General features: G+C 68.6%; 16 protein-coding genes. 5 read left to right on the top strand and 11 right to left on the bottom strand.

Going from position 1 to position 19,988, the window contains the following annotated elements; genetic code table 11:
* Positions 1-70 precede the first annotated feature (70 nt).
* Positions 71-1,897 (top strand): AMP-dependent synthetase/ligase, encoded by a 1,827-nt coding sequence (locus ABD355_RS11670; protein ID WP_344400132.1) that lies wholly within the window; start codon positions 71-73, stop codon positions 1,895-1,897.
* 18 nt (positions 1,898-1,915) lie between these two features.
* Here the strand turns inward: ABD355_RS11670 and ABD355_RS11665 are convergent, their stop codons facing one another.
* From ABD355_RS11665 to ABD355_RS11635, 7 genes are read right to left on the bottom strand one after another with little or no spacing between them, the layout of a single operon-like run.
* Positions 1,916-7,108 (bottom strand): PQQ-dependent sugar dehydrogenase, encoded by a 5,193-nt coding sequence (locus tag ABD355_RS11665; protein ID WP_344400131.1) that lies wholly within the window; start codon positions 7,106-7,108, stop codon positions 1,916-1,918.
* 11 nt (positions 7,109-7,119) lie between these two features.
* The gene (locus ABD355_RS11660; protein WP_344400130.1) at positions 7,120-7,908 is read right to left on the bottom strand and encodes a polysaccharide lyase family protein; all 789 of its coding nucleotides are present in this window, start codon (positions 7,906-7,908) and stop codon (positions 7,120-7,122) included.
* Between the two features lie 4 nt (positions 7,909-7,912).
* The gene (locus ABD355_RS11655) at positions 7,913-9,100 is read right to left on the bottom strand and encodes a glycoside hydrolase family 88/105 protein (protein ID WP_344400129.1); all 1,188 of its coding nucleotides are present in this window, start codon (positions 9,098-9,100) and stop codon (positions 7,913-7,915) included.
* Positions 9,097-10,173 (bottom strand): pyrroloquinoline quinone biosynthesis protein PqqE, encoded by a 1,077-nt coding sequence (pqqE, locus tag ABD355_RS11650; protein ID WP_344400128.1) that lies wholly within the window; start codon positions 10,171-10,173, stop codon positions 9,097-9,099. Before pqqE ends, ABD355_RS11655 begins: the two co-directional genes overlap by 4 nt.
* A complete protein-coding gene (gene pqqD, locus ABD355_RS11645) occupies positions 10,170-10,424 on the bottom strand; it encodes a pyrroloquinoline quinone biosynthesis peptide chaperone PqqD (RefSeq protein WP_344400126.1) in 255 nt (84 codons plus the stop codon). Before pqqD ends, pqqE begins: the two co-directional genes overlap by 4 nt.
* On the bottom strand, positions 10,421-11,137 hold the full coding sequence (gene pqqC / locus ABD355_RS11640) for a pyrroloquinoline-quinone synthase PqqC (RefSeq protein WP_344400125.1): 717 nt from the start codon (positions 11,135-11,137) through the stop codon (positions 10,421-10,423). The genes pqqD and pqqC overlap by 4 nt, the downstream gene beginning before the upstream one ends.
* A gap of 22 nt (positions 11,138-11,159) precedes the next feature.
* Complete coding sequence (locus ABD355_RS11635; RefSeq protein WP_344400124.1) at positions 11,160-11,309, bottom strand: pyrroloquinoline quinone precursor peptide PqqA; 150 nt, start codon at positions 11,307-11,309, stop codon at positions 11,160-11,162.
* A gap of 300 nt (positions 11,310-11,609) precedes the next feature.
* On the opposite strand from ABD355_RS11635, the gene ABD355_RS11630 reads away from it, so the two are divergent.
* Positions 11,610-12,446, top strand: a complete 837-nt coding sequence (locus ABD355_RS11630) for an aldo/keto reductase (RefSeq protein ID WP_344400123.1) — start codon at positions 11,610-11,612, stop codon at positions 12,444-12,446.
* 94 nt (positions 12,447-12,540) lie between these two features.
* On the opposite strand, the gene ABD355_RS11625 is transcribed toward ABD355_RS11630, so the two are convergent.
* A complete protein-coding gene (locus ABD355_RS11625; RefSeq protein ID WP_344400122.1) occupies positions 12,541-13,152 on the bottom strand; it encodes a hypothetical protein in 612 nt (203 codons plus the stop codon).
* A gap of 214 nt (positions 13,153-13,366) precedes the next feature.
* On the opposite strand from ABD355_RS11625, the gene ABD355_RS11620 reads away from it, so the two are divergent.
* Positions 13,367-14,062, top strand: a complete 696-nt coding sequence (locus tag ABD355_RS11620) for a glycoside hydrolase family 75 protein (protein ID WP_344400121.1) — start codon at positions 13,367-13,369, stop codon at positions 14,060-14,062.
* 68 nt (positions 14,063-14,130) lie between these two features.
* Here ABD355_RS11620 and ABD355_RS11615 read toward each other — a convergent pair whose 3' ends face one another.
* Entirely contained in the window at positions 14,131-15,042 is a 912-nt protein-coding gene (locus tag ABD355_RS11615; RefSeq protein ID WP_344400120.1) for a class I SAM-dependent methyltransferase, read from the bottom strand.
* A 136-nt stretch (positions 15,043-15,178) separates the two neighbouring features.
* Here ABD355_RS11615 and ABD355_RS11610 point away from each other — a divergent pair, with 136 nt between their 5' ends.
* Positions 15,179-15,955, top strand: a complete 777-nt coding sequence (locus tag ABD355_RS11610) for a phytanoyl-CoA dioxygenase family protein (protein WP_344400119.1) — start codon at positions 15,179-15,181, stop codon at positions 15,953-15,955.
* A gap of 116 nt (positions 15,956-16,071) precedes the next feature.
* Here ABD355_RS11610 and ABD355_RS11605 read toward each other — a convergent pair whose 3' ends face one another.
* Together ABD355_RS11605 and ABD355_RS11600 are read right to left on the bottom strand one after the other, a co-directional pair.
* Positions 16,072-17,784: a glycoside hydrolase family 6 protein gene (locus tag ABD355_RS11605; RefSeq protein WP_344400118.1), complete on the bottom strand. Its 1,713-nt coding sequence runs from the start codon at positions 17,782-17,784 to the stop codon at positions 16,072-16,074.
* 45 nt (positions 17,785-17,829) lie between these two features.
* A complete protein-coding gene (locus tag ABD355_RS11600; protein WP_344400117.1) occupies positions 17,830-19,299 on the bottom strand; it encodes a cellulase family glycosylhydrolase in 1,470 nt (489 codons plus the stop codon).
* A gap of 281 nt (positions 19,300-19,580) precedes the next feature.
* Here ABD355_RS11600 and ABD355_RS11595 point away from each other — a divergent pair.
* On the top strand, positions 19,581-19,988 hold a 408-nt coding region (locus tag ABD355_RS11595), incomplete at its 3' end, for a cellulose binding domain-containing protein (protein ID WP_344400116.1).

Raw genomic sequence — 19,988 nt, 5'->3', positions numbered from 1 at the left:
CCGTCTGGGGTAGCTTTCACGCCCTGTGCGGGGTAGCACTAAATCGGGCACTGAGGAGCGGGGAGCGGGTTTGCGCGAGTTCACCAACCCTCCGTTGACGTTGTCACCGCCGGTGGGCGGTCTGGCCGACGTCGTCTTCGAGCGTGCCCAGGAAGACCCGCTGCACATCAGCCTGGGCCGCAAGGACGACCAGGGGCAGTGGCGTGATGTGACGGCGGCGGAGTTCCGGGACGAGGTGCTGGCCCTGGCCAAGGGGCTGCTGGCCCGCGGCATCCGCTTCGGCGACCGCGTCGCGATCATGTCCCGTACCCGCTACGAGTGGACGCTGTTCGACTTCGCGCTGTGGACGATCGGCGCCCAGGTGGTGCCGATCTATCCCACGTCCTCGGCCGAGCAGTGTTTCTGGATGCTCTACGACGCCGAGTGTTCGGCGGCGATCGTGGAGCACGAGGACCACGCGATGACGATCGCCAGCGTCATCGACCGGCTGCCGCAGCTGCACCAGTTGTGGCAGCTCGACATCGGGGCCGTACAGGAGCTGTACGACGCGGGCGCGTACATCGACGACGACGTGGTGCACCGGCACCGGCAGGCGGTCACCCCCGAATCGACCGCGACGATCATCTACACCTCCGGCACCACGGGCCGGCCCAAGGGCTGTGTGATCACCCACGGCAGCTTCATGTGGGAGGCGGACACGGTCGCCCAGCGCTGGGATCCGGTGTTCCACTCCAAGAAGGGCGACGAGGCGGCGACGCTGCTGTTCCTGCCGCTCGCGCACGTCTTCGGGCGGATGGTGGAGGTCGCGGCGATCCGCGGAGGGGTGCGTTTCGGCCATCAGCCGCAGCTGAACGCGGCCGCGCTGCTGCCGGATCTGCAGGCGTTCAAGCCGACGTTCATCCTCGGGGTGCCGTACATCTTCGAGAAGGTCTTCAACGCCTCCCGCCGCAAGGCCGAGAAGGAGGGCAAGGCCGGGCCGTTCGAGAAGGCCATCGACATCGCCGTGAAGTACGCGGACGCCGTCGAGGCGAAGGCCTGGGGCCTCGGTCCCGGCCCGTCGGCCGGTCTGCGCGTGCAGCACCAGCTGTTCGACAAGCTCGTCTACTCCAAGGTGCGGGCCGCGATGGGCGGCCGCATCCGCAACGCCATCACGGGCGGCTCCGCGATGGACCGGCGGCTCGGCCTGTTCTTCGCGGGGGCGGGCGTGCAGATCTACGAGGGTTACGGCCTCACGGAGTCGACGGCGGCCGCGACCGCCAACCCGCCCGGACGCACCCGCTACGGCACCGTCGGCCAGCCCATCCCGGGCACCACCGTGCACATCGCGGACGACGGCGAGATCTGGCTGCACGGCCCGAACATCTTCCAGGGCTACCTCAACAACCAGAAGGCCACCGACGAGACCCTGCACGACGGCTGGCTCGCCACCGGTGACCTGGGTTCCCTCGACGAGGACGGCTACCTCACCATCACCGGCCGCAAGAAGGAGATCCTCGTGACCTCCGGCGGCAAGAGCGTCTCCCCCGGTCTGCTGGAGGAGCGGGTGCGCGACCACCCGCTGGTCAACCAGTGCATCGTCGTCGGCAACGACCGCCCGTACATCGCCGCCCTGGTCACCCTCGACCAGGAGGCCGTCGAGCACTGGCTGACCATGCGCGGCAAGCCGCAGATGTCGCCGGCCGAGCTGGTGCGGGACGCCGACCTGGAGACGGAGGTGCGGCGCTCGGTCGTCGCCGCCAACACCCTCGTCTCGCAGGCCGAGTCGATCCGCACCTTCCGGATACTGGCCCAGCCGTTCACCGAGGAACACGGTCTGCTGACCCCGTCCCTGAAGCTGAAGCGCAAGGCCATCGAGAACGCCTACGCCAACGAGGTCGAGGCGCTCTACCGGGCCTGAGCAGGCCCTGACCCTTCGTCAACTGATGTCGATGCGGAAGAGTTTGTCCGATCCGTCCGGCTGGTTTCCGTTGTTGTCGCAGTTGGTGGTCGACAGCCACAGCTGGTCGGCGCCCGGCACCTTGGTCACGGTCCGCAGACGGCCGTACGTGCCCACGTAGTACGCGGTCGGTGTGCCGACGCTCTCTTCGTCCCCGTTGATCGGGATCCGCCACAGCCGCTCGCCGCGCAGGGACGCCATGTAGACGACGTTGCGGACGATGGCGATACCGCTGGGCGAGGCCTCCGAGACGTTCCAGGTGGCCTTGGGGTTGCTCATCCCGGCGGTGCTGCAGGTGCCCTCGCAGATCGGCCAGCCGTAGTTGGCGCCCGGCTTGATGAGGTTGAGTTCGTCCTTGGAGCTGTTGCCGAACTCCGCCTCCCACAGGCGGCCGTTGCGGTCGAAGGCGAGACCCTGCGGGTTGCGGTGGCCGAGGCTGTAGACGTAGTTGCCGAAGGGGTTGCCGGGGGCCGGCTTCCCGTCCGTCGTCATGCGCAGGATCTTGCCGTTGAGGGAGTTCTTGTCCTGTGCCAGGTCGGGTGTCTGGGCCTCGCCGGTGGAGACGTAGAGGTAGCCGTCCGGGCCGAAGACGAGGCGGCCGCCGTTGTGGTAGCGGTTCTTCTTGATGCCCTGGAGCAGGATCCTGTAGTCGCTGAGCTGGGTACCGTCGTAGGTCATGCGGACCACGCGGTTGCCTTCGTCGGCGGTGTGCATGAAGTACACGTAGTGGTTGGTCGCCCACTTCGGGTCGACGGCGACGCCGAGCAGCCCGCCCTCGCCGTTGGTGGTGACGGCGTTCGGGACCGTTCCCACCTGGGTCCTCGTGCCGTCCTTGGTGACCTTCCAGACCCGGAAGTCGTCCCGCTCGGTGACCAGTGCGCTCTGCCCGTCGGGCATCCAGTAGGTGCCCCAGGGGATGGTCCAGCCCGTCGACAGCGTGGAGATGGAGCTGGGGACGCCACCGTCGGTCGCGCACGCCTTGGTCGTGAAGGTGACGGTGTTGCTCGGCTCGGAGGTGTTGCCCGCCGCGTCGCGGGCCACGACGTTCAGCGTGTACGGGCTGTTGCAGGCGAGCCCGGTGAGCGTGGTCGACGTACCGCTCGTGACCGTCTTGTAGACCGTGGTGTCGCTGCGCACGTCGTATGCGACGACCGCCTTGTCGTCGGTCGAGGCGCCCCAGGTCAGTTGGGCGCTGTTCGCGCTGACGTCGGAGGCGGACAGAGTGCCCGGTTTGGTCGGCGGGGTGGTGTCGGAGCTGGGTTTGGTGGTGCAGTCGACCACCGGGCTGGCGGCGGAGGTGTTGCCTGCCGCGTCGCGGGCGATGACGGTGAGGTTGTAGGTGGTGTCGGGGGTGAGTCCGGTGAGGGCCTTGCTGGTCGAACTGCCCGGTGCCTCACTGATCTTGTTGCCGTGTTCGTAGATGTCGTACGCGGTGACGCCCACGTTGTCGGTGGAGGCGCCCCAGGCCAGGGTGAGGTTGTCCTCGCCGATGGCCGAGCAGGCGGGTTGGCCGGGGCGGGTCGGGGCCTCGGTGTCGGGTGCCGTGCCGAGGGTGATGCGGTCGAGGTTGGGGCCGCCGTTGGCCGTGGTCGCGGTGGCGCGGATCTTGTGGGTGCCCGCGGTCAGCGGGATGTCGACGGTCTTGGTGGCCCAGGTGTTCCAGTCGGCGGTGGCCGGGAAGGACACGGCGGAGGCGACCACCGTGCCGTCCACGGACAGGTCCATCGGACGGTCGGTGGCGGTCCCGTTGGCGTAGCGCAAGGTGAGTGCGGCGGTTCCCGCGGAGGCCGCGCTCACCGTGAACTCCACCCAGGAGCCCTTGACGTTGGTGTAGTCGACGAAGCCGGTGCCCGTGTATCCGGTGTGGTTGGTGGCCACCGTGCCCTGCGAGATGGCCGCGTCCTCGGCCTGGTAGTCGGTGCCGGCGAGCGCGCTGCCCCGGCTCAGTCGTGGGAGGGCCGCCGCCGGTGCGGCGTACGAGGTGCCGATCCACGCCTCGTCGATCCGCAGCCGCCGGTAGCGGGTGGTGTCGGTGGAGGCGGCCCAGGTGGTGTCCACCTCCAGGCGGACGTAGCGGGCGTCGGCCGCGGTGAGATCGATGTCCTGGACTCCGCGGTGGCTTGGGAGCCGGCCGGTCTTGACCGCGCTCCCCCAGGTCGTGCCGTCGTTGCTCAGGTACACCTTGTAGTCCTTGATCCGCGCCGACTGCTCGGTGTCCGAGCGGGCGTAGGCGACGGAGTCCTCGCGCTGGTTGAGCCCGATGTACTGCACCTTCCTGGCCGAGCCGAGGTCGAAGGTGAGGCTGACCGGCAGGGTTTTGTCGTTGTCCCAGTAGGTGAGGTAGTTGCCGTCGCCCGCGGCCGATCCCGCGTGTCCGCTCGCGGAGGCGCTCGCGGTCACCTTGACGCCGGTGAGGATGCCCTGACGGCCGGCGGCGGCGACCTTGAAGACGGTGTCGTACGGGTCCCAGTCGCCGAGGCCGCTCAGCGTCAGCACGCCGCCCGACTGCGACCACGAAACCGCTTTTCCGGTACGGAGGTTGGTGACGGAGGCGATGCGGTAGCCGTTGTCGCGGATGCGCAGGGTGCTGGTGCTGGGCGGCGTCAGGACATGGACGTACTGCAGGTTCGGGTCGCTCTTGCTGATCGTGGTGACGCCGTGCGCGCCGTCGTTCCAGAAGCCGGGCCCCAGTCCGCCGTACATGTAGCCGCCGCCCTCGGTGTCGTGCAGGGACTCCCAGATGGGGTCGAGGTAGGAGTCGGCGAAGGTGTTGAAGGCGGCCTGGTTGGCCGGGAACCTGCCGTTGACCTGGGCGGTCTCGGCCATCAGGGCCTTCACCGAGGAGCCTGCGTTGGTGATCAGCCGGCCCAGGGTGAGCTTCTTGTCCACCACCGGGTCGGTGCCGTCGTACCACCAGGCACCGGTCGAGGGCAGCTTGAAGTCGGCCTCGGTCAGGCGGGGTTGGGCGGTGTAGATCGCCTGCGGATAGTCGTAGGCGGGTGTCATCCCCGTCTTCTGCTCATTGCTGATCATGTCCATGATCGGTGTGTCTTCGTTGTTGTTGCTGAGCGTGTAGTTCGGGCGCTTGTCGTAGATCTGCTGGTAGAGGTTGTGGCTCTCCCAGTAGGAGTTGTCGTTGTCGATCCAGAAGCCACCGAGCTCGGGGTAACGGTCCATGACCTCGAAGAAGTTGTCGTAGCTGAACTGCCCGAAGCCGTCGTTGGTGGTCAGGTCGACGTTCTTGCCCTTGTAGGCGGAGTACGCGGCCGAGTCGAGCCACTCGTGGCCGCCCTCGTCGTGCCACTGGGGGTCGTTGGTCATGTAGAGGATGACCTTCATGCCCTTGGCCTTGGCGGCCGTGATCAGCTCGCCGAGGAAGTCCCGCTTGGTGGAGCAGGATCCGGGGATCTTCGACGGCCAGGGGCGGGCATAGCCGAGGCGGCTGTGGAAGGTGGCGAGGACGAGGTACTGGGTGTGCAGTTTCTGCGCCTCGTTCACCCAGTACTGCGGTGTCCAGCCGCCGCTCGTGACGTCGTTCTCCCAGGCGGTGCAGCTGGTGTGGGCCGGTGCGGTGCGCAGGCCCCAGTGCAGGAAGAGGCCGCCGACGGAGTTGCGGAGGAAGTCCTGGCGGGGGTTCTCGAGGTCGCGGGGCCGTACGGCGTTCGTGCAGTTCTCGGTGGATCCACTGCTCGACACCCGCAGTGTCACGCCGCTCAGGCAGTACCCGTCGACGTCCTGGAAGCCCAGGTCGTACGGCGAGGCGGAGCCGCGCCCGGCGGTGAAGCCGGTGAAGCGGATGTCGCTCGCCGCGTTGGCGATGACCGCGGGGCGGCCGTCGTCCGCCGCGAACTCGACCGAGCTGTCGGCGAACTGCACGTGGTCGGCGTTGTGGAGATACCAGCCGTAGGCCGGGCGGGTGCCGATGGCCTTCGGGTTGTAGTCGCCCGGGTCGTTGCTGGGCACCGAGGTGGACATGGGGGCGTGTCCGCCGGGCACGGTGATGTGGACGTCGTGGAAGGTGACGCCGTTGATCCGGTGGCCGGTCTCGCCCCACAGGGTCGGGCTGAAGGACGGGCTGTTGCCGGTGGCCGTGATGTTGTCGTAGGTGATGTCGCTGATCGATCCGACGCCGGGATGGTTGCCGCAGCGCTTCCGGGTGCCGATCTTCTGCATGATCGGCGAGTGGACGTTCGTCATGGTGATGTCGCGGTAGTGGACGTCGGAGATCTTCGCGCCGTCCATCGACACCATGCCGAGGCCGGACTTGTCCGCGCCGTCGATGCGGATCTTCTCGAACTGGTAGTCCGAGAAGTCCCCGCAGGTCTCGGAGCCGAACATGAGGGCGTTGCAGCACCGCGCACCGAGCGTCGAATCGCTCACCCGCACATGGCCGTTGGGCAGCTTGGCGCCGAGGGCGTAGTCGCTCTTGAAGACCAGGGCGTCGTCGTTGGCGTGGATGGTCGCGTTGGTGATCGTGACGTCGGTCGTCGAGATGACGTTCCAGCCGTCGCGGTCGCTCGCGGTGTCGATGGTGAGATGGTCCGACGTCACGTTCTTGCAGCCGTTGACGAGGGCCGCGAAGTGGCCGCCACGGCGGAGGGTGAGCCCGTCGCCGATACGGAGTCCGTCACACCGTGTCAGCGAGATGATCTTGTCGGCCTCGCCGGACTTCGGGTTGCCGGTGATCAGATCGCCCATGCCGTCGATGACACCCTGCCCTACGAAGCCGATGTCGGTCAGCCCGTCGCCGTAGATCATCGCGTCGTGGAAGTGGCTGTGCCCGTAGTCCTGGTAGGCGTCGTACGGGTTGGCCTCGGCCTTGTCGTAGGTGTCGGCACCGGAGCCCTGGATCGTGGCGCCCTTGTCGAGCTGGAGCGTCACATGGCTCTTCATGTGGATGGTGTTCTGGGACTTGTAGACGCCGGCGGGGAAGCGGACGGTGCCACCACCGGAGGCAGAACTCGCCGCCGTGATGGCCTTGTTGATGGCAGGGGTGTCGTTGGCGGAGCCGTCGGCCCTGGCTCCGTAGTCACGGACGTCGTAGACGGCGGCGGTGTGCGGGGTGGGGTGCGGGGCCGCGAGGGCGGCGGGGTGGGCGAGTCCGAGGACGACGGCGACGACGAAGAACACGATCGCCGCCGCCCCCGTCCGCTGTGCGGTGGGGGGTCTCATATGACGGTTCCTCAGACGAGTTGGTAGCCGCGGAGATTGGTGAGCAGCAGGTAGGTGTCCTGCAGGGACCCGGAGGTGTCGCCGAGGGAGCGGTAGATGCCCCACTTCGGGCGCACCCGGTCGGCCAGGAAGGTGTCGACGCCGGTCTTCGACGCGTCGACGACGGTGGAGCCGCCGGACTTGAGGATCCAGCGGACCGAGCCCGCCGAGCCGTTGCCGACCTTGATCTGGAAGTCGACGTCGGTCCACTTGTCGTGCAGTGGGTCCAGGTCGGTGCGGCCGACGAGGATGTCGTCGACGGCCAGCTTCAGCTCGATGGCCTGCTTGCCGTTCACCCGGCGCAGGGACTGCACGACGATCGGCGAGGTGCCGTTGCCCGGCTGCTTCATCTGCATGATGTGCGTGAAGGTGGTCGTGGCCTTCAGCGAGCCCGGGATGAACATCGAGTACGTGACCCGCCAGGTCTGGCCCTCGGTCCACTTGAGGTAGTTGCCGCCGCTGCCGTTGCGCAGACCGGTGACCTCCTGGCGCTGGCGGTCCGTCGAGGTGTCGCGGTCGACGGTGTGCATGTTGAAGCGCCAGTTGTTGCCGGTGGCGAAGATGTGCGGATGACCGGCGGGGTGCGAGTCGGCGCGGTCGTCCTCGACCGTCTCGAAGGCACCGAGGCCGTCACCGCTCGCGGACGGCGCCCACTTCTGCTGCCAGGAGGCGGCGTGGGCGGCGGTGGCCGGCAGGCCGACCGCCGCCGTGGCCGCGCCACCGAGAGCGGCGCCCAGCAGCACCCTTCTGGATGTGCTCATGACACTAATCACCTCGCAGCTGCTCGTTCATGATCAGGAAGGCGCCCAGGCCGTGGAAGTCGTTGGTGGCCCGGGTGCGGGCGACGTAGTACGCGTAGTCGCCGACGTTCGTGCCGACGGAGATGTCGGCGAGGTCGGTACGGCCGTCAGGGCCGGTCGAGAGCTCGGCGAGCACACCCTGGTAGCCCCGGTGGGCGACGTCGGCGTAGTGCGGGTCGAGGTAGTGCTGCTGAGCCCCGCGCGACAGGGCGTAGGTGAACATGCTGGAACAGGACGTCTCGGTCCAGTTGCCGCTCCGGCCGCCCTTGTCGATGACCTGGAACCAGCGTCCGGTCGCCGGGTCCTGGTACTTCTCCAGGCCTGCCGCCAACTTCCGGAAGATGTCGAGTAGTTGGGTCCGTCGCGGATGGTTCGCGGGGAGCGCGTCCAGCACATTGACGATCGCCATGGAGTACCAGCCGACCGCGCGGCACCAGTGCTCGGGGGCGAGCCCGGTCTGCGGGTCGGCCCAGCTCGCGCTCTTCGACTCGTCGTATGCGTGCCTGAGCAGACCGTTGGCCACCTGCAGATGGCTGCCGTACACGTACAGCTGCCCGGCCGCCTCGTCGTCGGTGTAGGCGCTGTCGCCGAACTCCTTGCCGTACTCGACGAGGAACGGGTTCACCATGTAGGTGCCGTCCGACCAGAGCTGGTGGGCGCGGGCGGCGGAGTCCGCGTGCCAGAAGCCGCCGTCGGCGGTGCGCGGGTAGCTGCTCAGGCGGTCGACGATCTTCTTGGCCGCCTTGCGGTAGCGGTCCTGGCCGGTCTCGTGGTGCAGGATCACCAGCAGCCGGCCGGCCTGCATGCTGTCCAGGCTGTTGAAGGACTGGTCGATGGAGCCGTCGCTCTTCACGAAACGGTCGACGTAGTCCTTGATGTAGGCCAGAAAGCGGGCGTCGTGGGTGCGCTGGTACGTGAGGTACTGGCCGTAGAGGTAGAGGCCGACCGGGTAGGACCAGCCGCCGAGGGTGCTCGGGGTGTAGCGGGCCATGGTGGAGTCGACGACGGCCACGGACCAGTCGGGGGCGGCGGCCCTGAGGTGGGCGGGTGCGGGGGCGGCGGGCGGAGCCGGTGTCGCCGCCGGCAGGGTGACGAGGCCGGCGGTGACGAGGGCGAGGGTCGTCAGTGCCGTCCGCAGACGTCTGGGGCTCATGTTCCTCCCTCTCGGTAGGCGTACGCGAGGTCGCCGCGCGGCCCCTCGACGAGATCGCGTACGAGGTGGTGGTCGGGGGCGTGCCGGCAGGCGGGGTCGGTACGGCCCGCGTCTCCGGTGAGCGCGTGGGCCTGGCAGCGGCAGCCGCCGTGGTCGGTGGAGCGCAGGGCGCAGCCGCGGCAGGGCTTGGGCATCCAGGACCGGCCGCGGTAGGCGTTGAAGGCCTTCGACTCCCGCCAGATCCACGCCAGTGGGTGCTCGCGCACGTTCGGCGGGTCGAGGTCCGGCAGGGCGGCCGCGGCCGGGCAGGGCAGGACCGTGCCGTCCGGGGCGACGGTGAGCGAGACCGCGCCCCAGCCGCCCATGCAGGGTTTCGCGGTGGCGTCCACCCAGTCGGGGGCGACCCACACCAACTCCACTGCTCCGTCGAGGAGTTGGCGCCAGCGGGAGACCGAGGCGCGGGCTCGCTCGACCTGTTCTCGGGTGGGCAGCAGGGCCGCGCGGTTGCGCAGGGCCCAGCCGTGGAACTGCGCGTGGGCGAGTTCGATACGGTCGGCGCCCCACGCGAGGCCGAGGGCGATCAGGTCGTCGAGGGCGTCGAGATTGGCGCGGTGGAGCACGATGTTGAGGCCGAAGGGGAGTCCGCAGGCGCGGATCAGCCGGGCGGCCCGCTCCTTGGCCACGAACGAGCGGGCGCCCGCGATGCGCTCCGAGGCCCCCGGATCGGCGTGCTGCACCGAGAGCTGGACGCTGCGCAGCCCGGCCTCGGCGAGCTGCGCCGTGCGCCGCTCGCTCAGGCCCACGCCACTGGTGACCAGCTGGGTGTAGAGGCCCGCGGTGGCGGCGGCCGCGACGATACGGGGCAGGTCGCGCCGGAGCAGGGGTTCGCCGCCGGACAGGTGTGTCTGCACGACGCCGAGCTCGGCGGCCTGGCGGAACACGTCCAACCACCGCCCGGCGTCCAGCTCCCTTGACCGACCGATCAGTTCGACGGGGTTGGAGCAGTACCCGCAGCGCAGCGGACAGCCGTGGGTGAGTTCGGCGAGCAGTGCCCAGGGGGCGTCCACGGTCATACGAGCCAGCCCTCCTTTCGCAACGCGGCGAGGAAGCCGGGGACTTCGGCGGTGACGGGCGCGGTCGGGTACCGTTCGCCGAGTTCCGCGACGATGGCGTCCACCGTGCGCGTGCCATCGCAGAGGCGCAGGACGGGGCCCGCGCTGCCGTGCAGGACGACCACCCGCTCGGGGAGCAGCAGCAGATCGGCCTCCCGCACCCGGTCGTGGTGCAGCACGACACCGCGGGACAGTGCCGGACGCCAGGTCATGGATCGCCTCCGTCCACCGCGTCCAGCAGCGACCACAGCACCTCGCACTTGAACTCCAGGGCGGTCAGCGCGCGTTGCTGCTGCTCGGGGGTGCGGGCCAGATCGAGGACCAGGGAGAGGGCCTCGGCTCCGTCGCGGCCGCCCTGGTCGATGCGGGTGCGGAAGTAGGCGAGGCCGTCGGGGTCGATCCAGGGATAGTGCCGCTCGAAGGCGGCGATACGGGTGCGCATGAGGTCGGGTGCGGCGAGTTCCGTCAGCGAGGCGGCGATCGCGTCCAGGACCGGGTGCAGGCGGCAGAAGTTGACGTATCCGTCGACCGCGAGGCGGACGCCGGGCAGTACGCGGGAGCCGTCCCACAGTTCGTCACGATGCAGGCCGGCCGCCTCGCCCAGGCGCAGCCAGCGTTCGATCCCGCCCTCCCCCTCGGCCGTGCCGTCGTGGTCCTGGATACGGCGCAGCCAGGACCTGCGCAGCTCGGGCCGGTCCAGCCCGGCGAGGATCAGGGCGTCCTTGACGGGGATGTGGCGCTGGTAGTGGAAACGGTTGGCGATCCAGCGGCGCAGCTCGGCCGGGCTCAGTTCACCGCGGTGCATCCGCAGGTTGAAGGGGTGGCGGTCGTGGTAGCGGTCCGCGGCCACGGCGCGCAGCCGCTCGGTGAACTCGTCGGTTCCCCGGGCGGTGGCACCGTCGGCACGGACGGTCGTCGCGGTCACGGTGCGGTCGCCGTACGGCCGGTCAGCGGTCGGCGAGGGCGTAGGCGGTCACTTCGAGAGCGGTCTCCACCACGGCATAACCAGGGCTTTGCCAGACGTTTTCATCCGATGTATCCCGCTCTTCCGGGAGAAGCTGTTCCGCACGGAGGACATACCGAAGGGTCTCGTTCATGTGGCCGTACCTGCTTTCCTGAGGGGTGGGGGGTCGGGGAGGCCCAGACAGGTGCGAGGTGTTCACATGCGTGCACCGAGTTCATGCACTCGTTCGGTGGCGCGATCCAGAGTTGCGGGAGGAAGAGCCCGCGTCAATGGTCCGGACCGAAGACGTCGGATGCATTTCCGGACAATCCCTGGATCCGTCAACTGACTCATCAGTCAGTTCCTATGGATTCTGCCGTCAGGAATGCATGACCGCCTGTGATCGTTGACGATGGGAGTACCACCTGACGACAACCGTAAGGATCAAGAGCTCGTGAGCAGCAAGGTCCCCCCGATCATCCTCAACAACGGCGTCGAGATGCCCCAGCTGGGCTTCGGCGTCTGGCAGGTGCCGGACGACGAGGCGGAGCGGGCCGTCGCCACCGCGCTGGAGGCCGGGTACCGCAGCATCGACACAGCGGCGATCTACGGCAACGAAGAGGGCACCGGCAAGGCGATCGCAGCCTCCGGCGTCCCCCGCGAGGACATCTTCCTCACCACCAAGCTCTGGAACAGCGACCACGGCTACGACTCCACGCTGCGCGCCTTCGACGCGTCGCTCGACAAGCTCGGCGTGGACTACGTCGACCTGTACCTGATCCACTGGCCGACCCCCGCCCGGGACAACTACGTCGACACGTACAAGGCGTTCGAGAAGCTGCACGCCGACGGCCGTATCCGCGCGATCGGTGTCTCCAACTTCGAGCCCGAGCACCTTCGGCGGCTGATCGCCGAGACGTCGGTCATCCCGGCGGTCGACCAGATCGAGCTGCACCCGCACCTGCAGCAGCACGCCGCCCGCGAGTACCACGCGGAGCAGGGCATCGCCACCGAGGCCTGGTCGCCGCTCGGCCAGGGCAAGGGCCTGCTGGAGGTCCCGGCGATCGTCGCCATCGCCCAGAAGCACGGCCGCACCCCGGCCCAGATCGTGCTGCGCTGGCACCTGCAGCTCGGCAACATCGTGATCCCCAAGTCCGTGACCCCGTCCCGGATCAAGGAGAACATCGAGGTCTTCGACTTCAGCCTGGACACCGAGGACCTCGCGGCGATCAGCGCGCTCAACGAGGACCGGCGCCTGGGGCCGGACCCGTCGACGTTCAACATGGCCTGACGGCTGCCGCGGTACACAGGTCGGCCCCCGCCGTGCGGCGGGGGCCGACCTGTGCCCGGAGCCGGAGCTCCGGCAGACTGCCGTACGGGCAACGTCAGTTGCTGCGCACCTCCGTGTACACGACCTCGAACTCCTCCAGTCCGATCACGGTCACATGCGCCTTGGCCGCGCCCTCGTGCCGCGCCGACGCCTGGGCCCCGCGGGACGCACTGAGGGCCTGACGGTCCGTGAACAGCGCGCCGACCAGACCGCGTCCGCGCTCCCGGTCGACCAGCAGGGACGTCCTGGCCAGCCCGGCCAGGCTGTCGAGCCGGGGGACCACGGACGCGCGGAAGGTCTCGGTGAGCAGATCCGCGTCCATCGGGTCGAACTCCAGCCTGGTGAGCCGCAGTCCGCCGCCCGCCTCCGGCTGCCGCACCTGATGGACGACCACCGCCTCGTAGTTCTCCACCGCGGTCGTCGCCGCGAACGGCTCCAGCAGCCCGCCGCGCCGTTCCCGCATGACCTGGTCACTGTTGCGCCGGGCCTCCTCCGACTGCCACCAACTCGCCGTCAGCAGCTTGCCGAGCTCCCGGTCCACGAAGATGCCGGCCCCGCGATAGCCCGGACGCTCCTCCAGCAGATCCCGCCCCTGCGAGTTCAGGGCCCTGATGGCCGTGTCGACCTTCGTGGGATCCCCGGTCGCATACACCGTGCGAACGAACATGACGCCTCGCCTCCCGGAAGTCGGGCGCATATCTGGATATTGCGTCCATCCAGTCTTCTCCTCCGGGCAAACCGCTGCAATCAGGGTCGGGTACGACGCCGTGCGGCGAAAGTCCGGACCCGTCCGAACCAAGGGGTTGACGAGGACACGTAAAGAGGGCCACCTTGTACGGCACCCAAGTAAGGAAACTTTCCTAACAGAAGGGTCCCCCACAGTGCGCCTACGAACACTGACCCTCGCCGCGGCCTCCGGGGCCGCTCTGCTCGCCGCCGGAGTGCTCCCCGCGAACGCCTCCTCCACGGCAGCACCGGCGTCCACCCGGGAGGGCTCGGTCAGCGCGGCCGACCTGCTCGCCAAGGTGACCTCGTGTCAGCAGATCTCCAACGGCAAGTACAAGACGGACGACGAGACCTCGGCCACGATCCCCGTCTGCGGCAAGAACGGCGCGGTCTTCTGGAAGGCCGACATGGACATCGACTGCGACGGACAGCGCACCTCGAAGTGCAACGAGAACACCGACCCCTGGTACCAGGACGACACGGCGTTCCACCAGTCCAACGGCAAGCCGCTGAAGGCCGATTCACTGCCGTACGTGGTCGTGCCCAGCTCCAGCAGCATCTGGAACTACTCCAACTCCGGCATCAAGGGCGGCGGCGTGGTCGCCGTGATCTACAACAACAAGGTCGAGTACGCCGTCGTCGGCGACACCGGCCCCACAAAGATCATCGGTGAGGCCTCGTACGCCACCGCCCAGGCCCTCGGCATAGACAGCAACCCCGAGACCGGCGGCGCCGACTCCGGCGTGACCTACATCCTCTTCAAGAACTCGCAGGTGTCCCCCATCGAGAGCCACAGCGCGGCGGTCTCGCTGGGGGACCAGCTGGCGAAGAAGTTCTTGCAGAACAACTAGAAAACGGGGGCGCTCAAGCTTCCAGGCAGCCCAACTGGCCGTTCGCTACGGCTAGTTGGGCCGCACCCTCACATGACATGGGCCGCCGTGTGCACCGTGTGGGCCGCCAGGACGAACACGTCCGGGCGGTGGTGGACGCTCGCCTTGTCGTCGGGGTCGAGGAGCTGGTCGAGGGTGGCGCGGTCGGTGGCGTCGAGGTGGTCGCCGAGGCTGTCGCGGAGGCGGGAGAGGGAGGCGGCGACATAGGCGCGGGCGCGGTCCTTGGCCGGGGCCGGCAGGTCCAGCAGGAAGGTCCGGGTGCCGGTGGGCCTGAGGCCGGCGGCGGCCATCAGGGCCGGCCAGTCCTCGGTCTCGGCGACCGCACCGGGCAGGCTGGACCGCATCTCGGCGAACCACTCCTCCTCCAGCACGTCGAGGCGGGCCTGCAGACCGGGGCGGCCGATCCCGATGTCGCGCGGCAGGAACCGCGCGGGCAGTCCGCCCTCCATGAGCGCGAGTGTGCCGCCGGGCGCGAGCCGCGCGGCGAAGGCGGCCAGGGCGGCCCGCTGGTCGCCGATGTGGTGCAGGCTGCGGCTGGCCCACAGCAGATCGGCGGGGTAGTCCAACTCGTCCAGTACGCCGGGCAGTTCACCGGTGAGCGTGCCGAAGCGATCGCCCACCCCCACCCGGTCGGCCCGGGCACGGGCCCGCTCCAGGAGCGGCGCCGAGCCGTCGACCGCAACGACCCGGGCCCCCGGGAATGCCTCGGCGAGCAGACAGGCGACGACACCGGGCCCGCTGCCCGCGTCGACGATCAGCCCGGGTTCGGTCTGCTTGTCGGTCAGCCAGGTCATGGCCCGCTCGTACAGGGACGTGAACAGCTCCGCCTGCGACTCCAGCATCGGGGCCATCTCGGCCCAGTCGATGTCGGTGTGGTCGTGGTGGCCGTGGCCGTGCGTGCCGTGGCCGTGCGTGCCGTGCTGGTGGTGTCCGTGCGCCATGGTGGTCAGCCTCTCTCCGGGTGCCGCCCAGAGTGCGCCGACGCACCGTGTGAGGGCCAGTGCTGTTGCCGTCATGGCAAAAAGCGGCGGCAAAAATCAGATGCGTACGGCCGACCGTGTCACCCACGATGGCCCGATGGACGACGCACTGGTGGAGAGGTTCCTCGCGGACGGGTTCGTGAGGATCGAGGGGGCGTTTCCGCCACGGGTCGCCGAGGACTGCGCTCGGCTGCTGTGGAAGGAGACGGGGTACGACTCCGAGGACCCCGCAACCTGGAAGGACCCGGTGGTCTGGGTGGGCGGCATGGCCCAGGGACCGTTCGCCGCAGCCGTCAACTCCCATGTTCTGCATGAGGCGTTCGATCTGCTGGTGGGCGAGGGCCGCTGGCTGCCGCGCTACTCCCTGGGCAGCTTCCCGCTGCGGTTCCCGCACGAGGAGGAGCCGGACGACGCGGGCTGGCACATCGAGGGGAGCTATCTGCCCGACGGGGTCGAGTCCCGCTGGTACCACACCAACCTGCGCTCACGCGATCGCGCCCTGCTGATGCTGTTCCTCTTCTCCGAGGTCACCGAACAGGACGCGCCCACCCGCATCCGGGTCGGCTCCCACCTCGACATACCTCCCGTCCTGGAGCCGTACGGCGAGGAGGGCGTCTCCATGCTGGAGATCGCCCCCCAGGTCGTCGAGGCCTCCGCACACCGCCCCGTCGCACACGCCACCGGCCGCCCGGGCGACGTCTACCTCTGCCACCCCTTCCTGGTCCACGCGGCCCAGCCGAACCACGGCACCCGCCCCCGCTTCATGGCCCAGCCACCACTGATGCCGGCCGTCCCCTATGAACTGGAACGGCCGGACGGCGACTACTCGCCGGTGGAGTCGGCAATCCGCCGGGGTCTGGCCAACGGGGGCTGACCCCGGGCGGCCTGTGCCTTCAGGGGCGCGGGGCTGTGTTTGATGTGCGGCTACCGCCGCGTGGGCGCGACCGGCAACAGACGGCCTGCAGTTCCCATCTCAGCGCAACCCACTTCCTACAACGGCGGGTACGCATTCTGCATCAGCTGCTGGAACTCCGCCGAGAACCAGTGCCCCGACAGCGGAGCGTTGGGCAGCGCACCCGACATGTTGTTGTTGTTCCGGGCGTTGCCCGTATACGTCGGGTCGCACATGCGGTCGAACCCCTTGCCCTCGTCGTTCGGAATGGCGGAGCTGGACCCGTCGGACTCACCCGGAGGCTTCATCCATACATACGCGTCGATCCCGGCCGCCGGACTGGCCTGCGGACGCTCACCGAGGCCGGCCCCGGACTGGTTGCACCAGTTGCCGACGTGGATACGGCGGTCGTAGCGCCCGCCGTCGACATACGCGTCCACACTGGTCGTCGGGCCGGGACCGGCCGGCCGGGCGGTGCCGCCCCAGCCGTTCCTGGAGGTGTCGATCAGCATGCCGATGTTGGAGTTGAAGCCGACGGAGACCAGCTCGTTGCGGAAGGCCTGCGCGTACGACAGCTCGTCCACGTACCGGTTCCAGTCGACCCACTTGGACTGGCGCACGGACGTGCCGTTCACCGTGTCGTTGATGGTGAAGTTGTTCTCCTTGAGGGCGCTGTAGTTCGCCGTGTTGGTGATGAAGCCCTGCACGTCGTCGACGGTCGCGCCCTCGCTGGTCGCCGCCTGCTTGAGCACGTTGGCGGAGGCCGCGAAGTTGTCGTCCCAGCCGAGCCAGCCGTGGTGACCGGCGTCGACGTAGTTGTAGACGTTCGGGATGGCGCCGAGCTTGGCGAGCGCGTAGCCGACGCCCTTCACGTAGTTGCCGTTGGCGAGCATGGTGTCGCAGTTGGGGGTGGCGGTGGCGCGGCTGCCGGTGTTGGTGACGAGGTTGGGCAGCGAGTCGAGCTCGACGGTGGTGACGATCCGCAGCGAGCTGTACTTGCTGTCCGCGAGGATCGCGGCGATCGGGTCGATGAACTGGGTCTTGTACTTGTCGATCTCCGTCGGACCGAGCTCGCCGTTGGAGGCGAGGGCCGAGCAGTCGCGTCCGGGAAGGTCGTAGATGACGAGCTGGACGACTTCCTCGCCGCTGCCCTTCTGCTGCAGGGCTGCGTCGAGGTGGTCGCGCAGGCCCATGCCTCCGTTCACTCCGTTGATGGCGGCGATGCGGTCGATCCACACGCCGGTGGGCTGGTTGGAGACCCTGCTGCCGCCCGGCTCCGCGGCGGCATGCGCGGACCACTCGGGGTTCACGTACACCTTGGCGCCGGCGTACGGGTTGTCGACGCGGCCGCCCGGGTTGGTGCCGCCGCCCCCGCCGCCTCCGCCGCTGCCGTCAGCGACGTTGCAGGTCACGCCGTCGAGCGTGAACGAGGTCGGCACCGCGTTGGTGCCGCTGTAGGAGCCCTGGAAGCCGAAGCTGACCGAGCCGCCGGTTGCGAGCTGGCCGTTGTAGGTCTCGTTGGCGGCGGTGACGGCCGTCCCGCTCTGGGTGAGCTTGGTGTTCCAGAAGTTGGTGACCTTCTGATTGCCTGCGTACGACCACTTCACCGCCCAACTGCTCTTGGCGGCACTGTTGTTGGTGACCGTGACGGCGGCGGTGAAGCCGGAGCCCCAGTCGTTCTGCACCTTGTAGTCGACGGTGCAGGGGACGGAGGCCGCCGAGACGCCGCCGGGTACGACGGCCGTCGCGGTCCCGGCGGTCCCGGCGACCAGCGCCAGGGCGGCGAGTAACGCTGTTCTGGTACGACTCATGAGTGCGGGTTCCTTCTCCGATGCGGGAATTACGGGATACGGGACTTACGGGTTGAGGGCGCGCAGGTGATCACGCAGCCCGGTGCCGTACGACGTGGGGGTTCCGTCGTAGTTGGAGATCAGGGAGGGACCGGAGGAGCAGTCCCAGGTGTTCCAGGTCCAGCCGAGATAGGACAGGCCCCGGTCGTCGAACCACCTCATGACCTGGTCGGTGAAGGAGTGCGAGCAGGTGTTCTCGCCGATCTCCCCGGCCACCAGCGGCACCTGGGCCGCGACCGGGGCGAGGGTGGAGTTCCAGCAGCTCTCGTTCGCACAGGTGTTGAAGTTGTAGACGTGGTAGGCGGCGACCAGATTGCCCGTCGGGTCGTTGGGCTTGTACGTCAGCCACTGGCCGAGGTCGTTCGAGTACGCCAGACCCCCGGCCATGACGACGTTCCTGGCGCCGGTGCCGCGCACGGCGTCGACGAGGTCCTGCATCCCGGCGACCTGGTAGCCGATGCCGGGGCAGGTGCCTCCGTCCTTCCAGCACTGCCACGCCTGGGTGGTGGTGGAGGTCGCCCGGTCCGGATACGGCTCGTTGAACAGGTCGAACACGACCGCCGGGTCGGCCTTGAAGGTGCTCGCCGCCGACGACCAGAACGAGGGCGTGTACTGCAGGTCGGGCATCGGCTTCTGGCAGGTGGCGTGCACGTCGGAACAGCCCGCCGAGTTGCCGGTGTACTGGCCGTAGGTCCAGTGCAGATCGAGGATCGGCGTCATGCCGTGCGCCTCCACCTCGGCCACCAGGTCCTTGACGGCCGCGATGTAGTTGGCGCCCGCGTACTCGGGCTTGACGTCGGGAAGCCCCAGCCAGCACTCCTCGTTGAGCGGGATGCGGACGGCGTTCGCCTTCCAGTCGGCGATCGCCTTGATCGCGGCGTCGTCGACCGGGCCGTCCCACAGGCCCCGGCCCTGCACGCACATGAACTCGCCGCCGGAACGGTTGACGCCGAGCAGCCGGCGGTCTTTGCCGTCGGCGTCCACGAGCTTGTTCCCGGAGACGTGCAGGGCGGGTGCGGCACCACCGGCAGGCGGCTCGGTCGGCGGCGGGGACGGCTCCGTATCGACGTTGCACGTCGTCCCGTTGAGCTTGAACGACGTCGGTACGGCGTTCGCCCCCGACCAGGAGGCGAGGAACCCGGCACTGACGCTCGCGCCGGTGGCCAGCGAGCCGTTGTAGCTCTCGTTGGCCGCGGTCACCGTCGTACCGGACTGGGACCACTTGGCGTTCCAGCCCTGGCTGACCTTCTGGCCGCCTCCGAAGTCGAAGCTGACACTCCAACTGCTCACGGCCGCCGAGTTGTTGGTGATCCTCAGGGCGCCCTGGAAGCCGTTGTCCCACTGGCTGGTGACGGAGTACTCCACCAAGCAGGCGGGGGTGGCTCCCTGTGCCGTGACGACCGGTGCGACCGCGGTGCCCACCAGGGCAACGGCGGCGGCAACGGCTAAAAGTACTGAACGCGGGGGGTGTCGCATGAGCGACTCCTTGCAGTTCGGGCGCGCCGTGACGGACGCGTCGACTGATGGAATCGCTCCCACTGGTGTCCATGAAGCTAGCGCCAAGTGACAGCAAAGGACAGGGGAGTCGCAGACTTTCCTGACTTTCCCTCAGCTAAAACGTGTCGAATCTTTTCGACTCTTCAAGCACCTTGACCACCCCCACCCCCGTCCCCACTATGGGAGCGCTCCCACTGGTTCAAGGCTTGTTGCTCCTCCCCTCCCCCACTCTTTTCCGAGCCGCAAGGAGGAACCAGCACATGCAGCCCAGAAGGAGACACAGAGCGGCACGGCGGTTGTGGACCGCCGTGGTGGCGGCCCTAGCTCTGCCGCTCACCATGCTCGGCACCGGTACAACTCCCGCCCATGCGGCGGCACTTCAGTGCAGTGTCGACTACAAGACGAACGACTGGGGCTCCGGCTTCACCGCGGATCTGACGCTCACCAACCGCGGCACGGACTCCATCGACGGCTGGACCCTGACGTACGCCTACAGCGGCAACCAGAAGCTCGGCAACGGATGGAACGGCACCTGGTCCCAGTCGGGCCAGTCGGTCACCGTGAAGGACGCCGGGTACAACGCGAAGATCGCCGCGGGCGCCGCGGTCTCCACCGGTGCGCAGTTCAGTTACAGCGGCACCAACACCGCCCCCACCAGCTTCGCGATC

Origin of the sequence: Streptomyces longisporus (genome assembly GCF_039532765.1) — a bacterium.
GTDB lineage: Bacteria > Actinomycetota > Actinomycetes > Streptomycetales > Streptomycetaceae > Streptomyces > Streptomyces longisporus.
The sequence above is the reverse complement of the archived record's forward strand: the minus strand, read 5'-3'. Positions and strand labels throughout refer to the sequence as shown.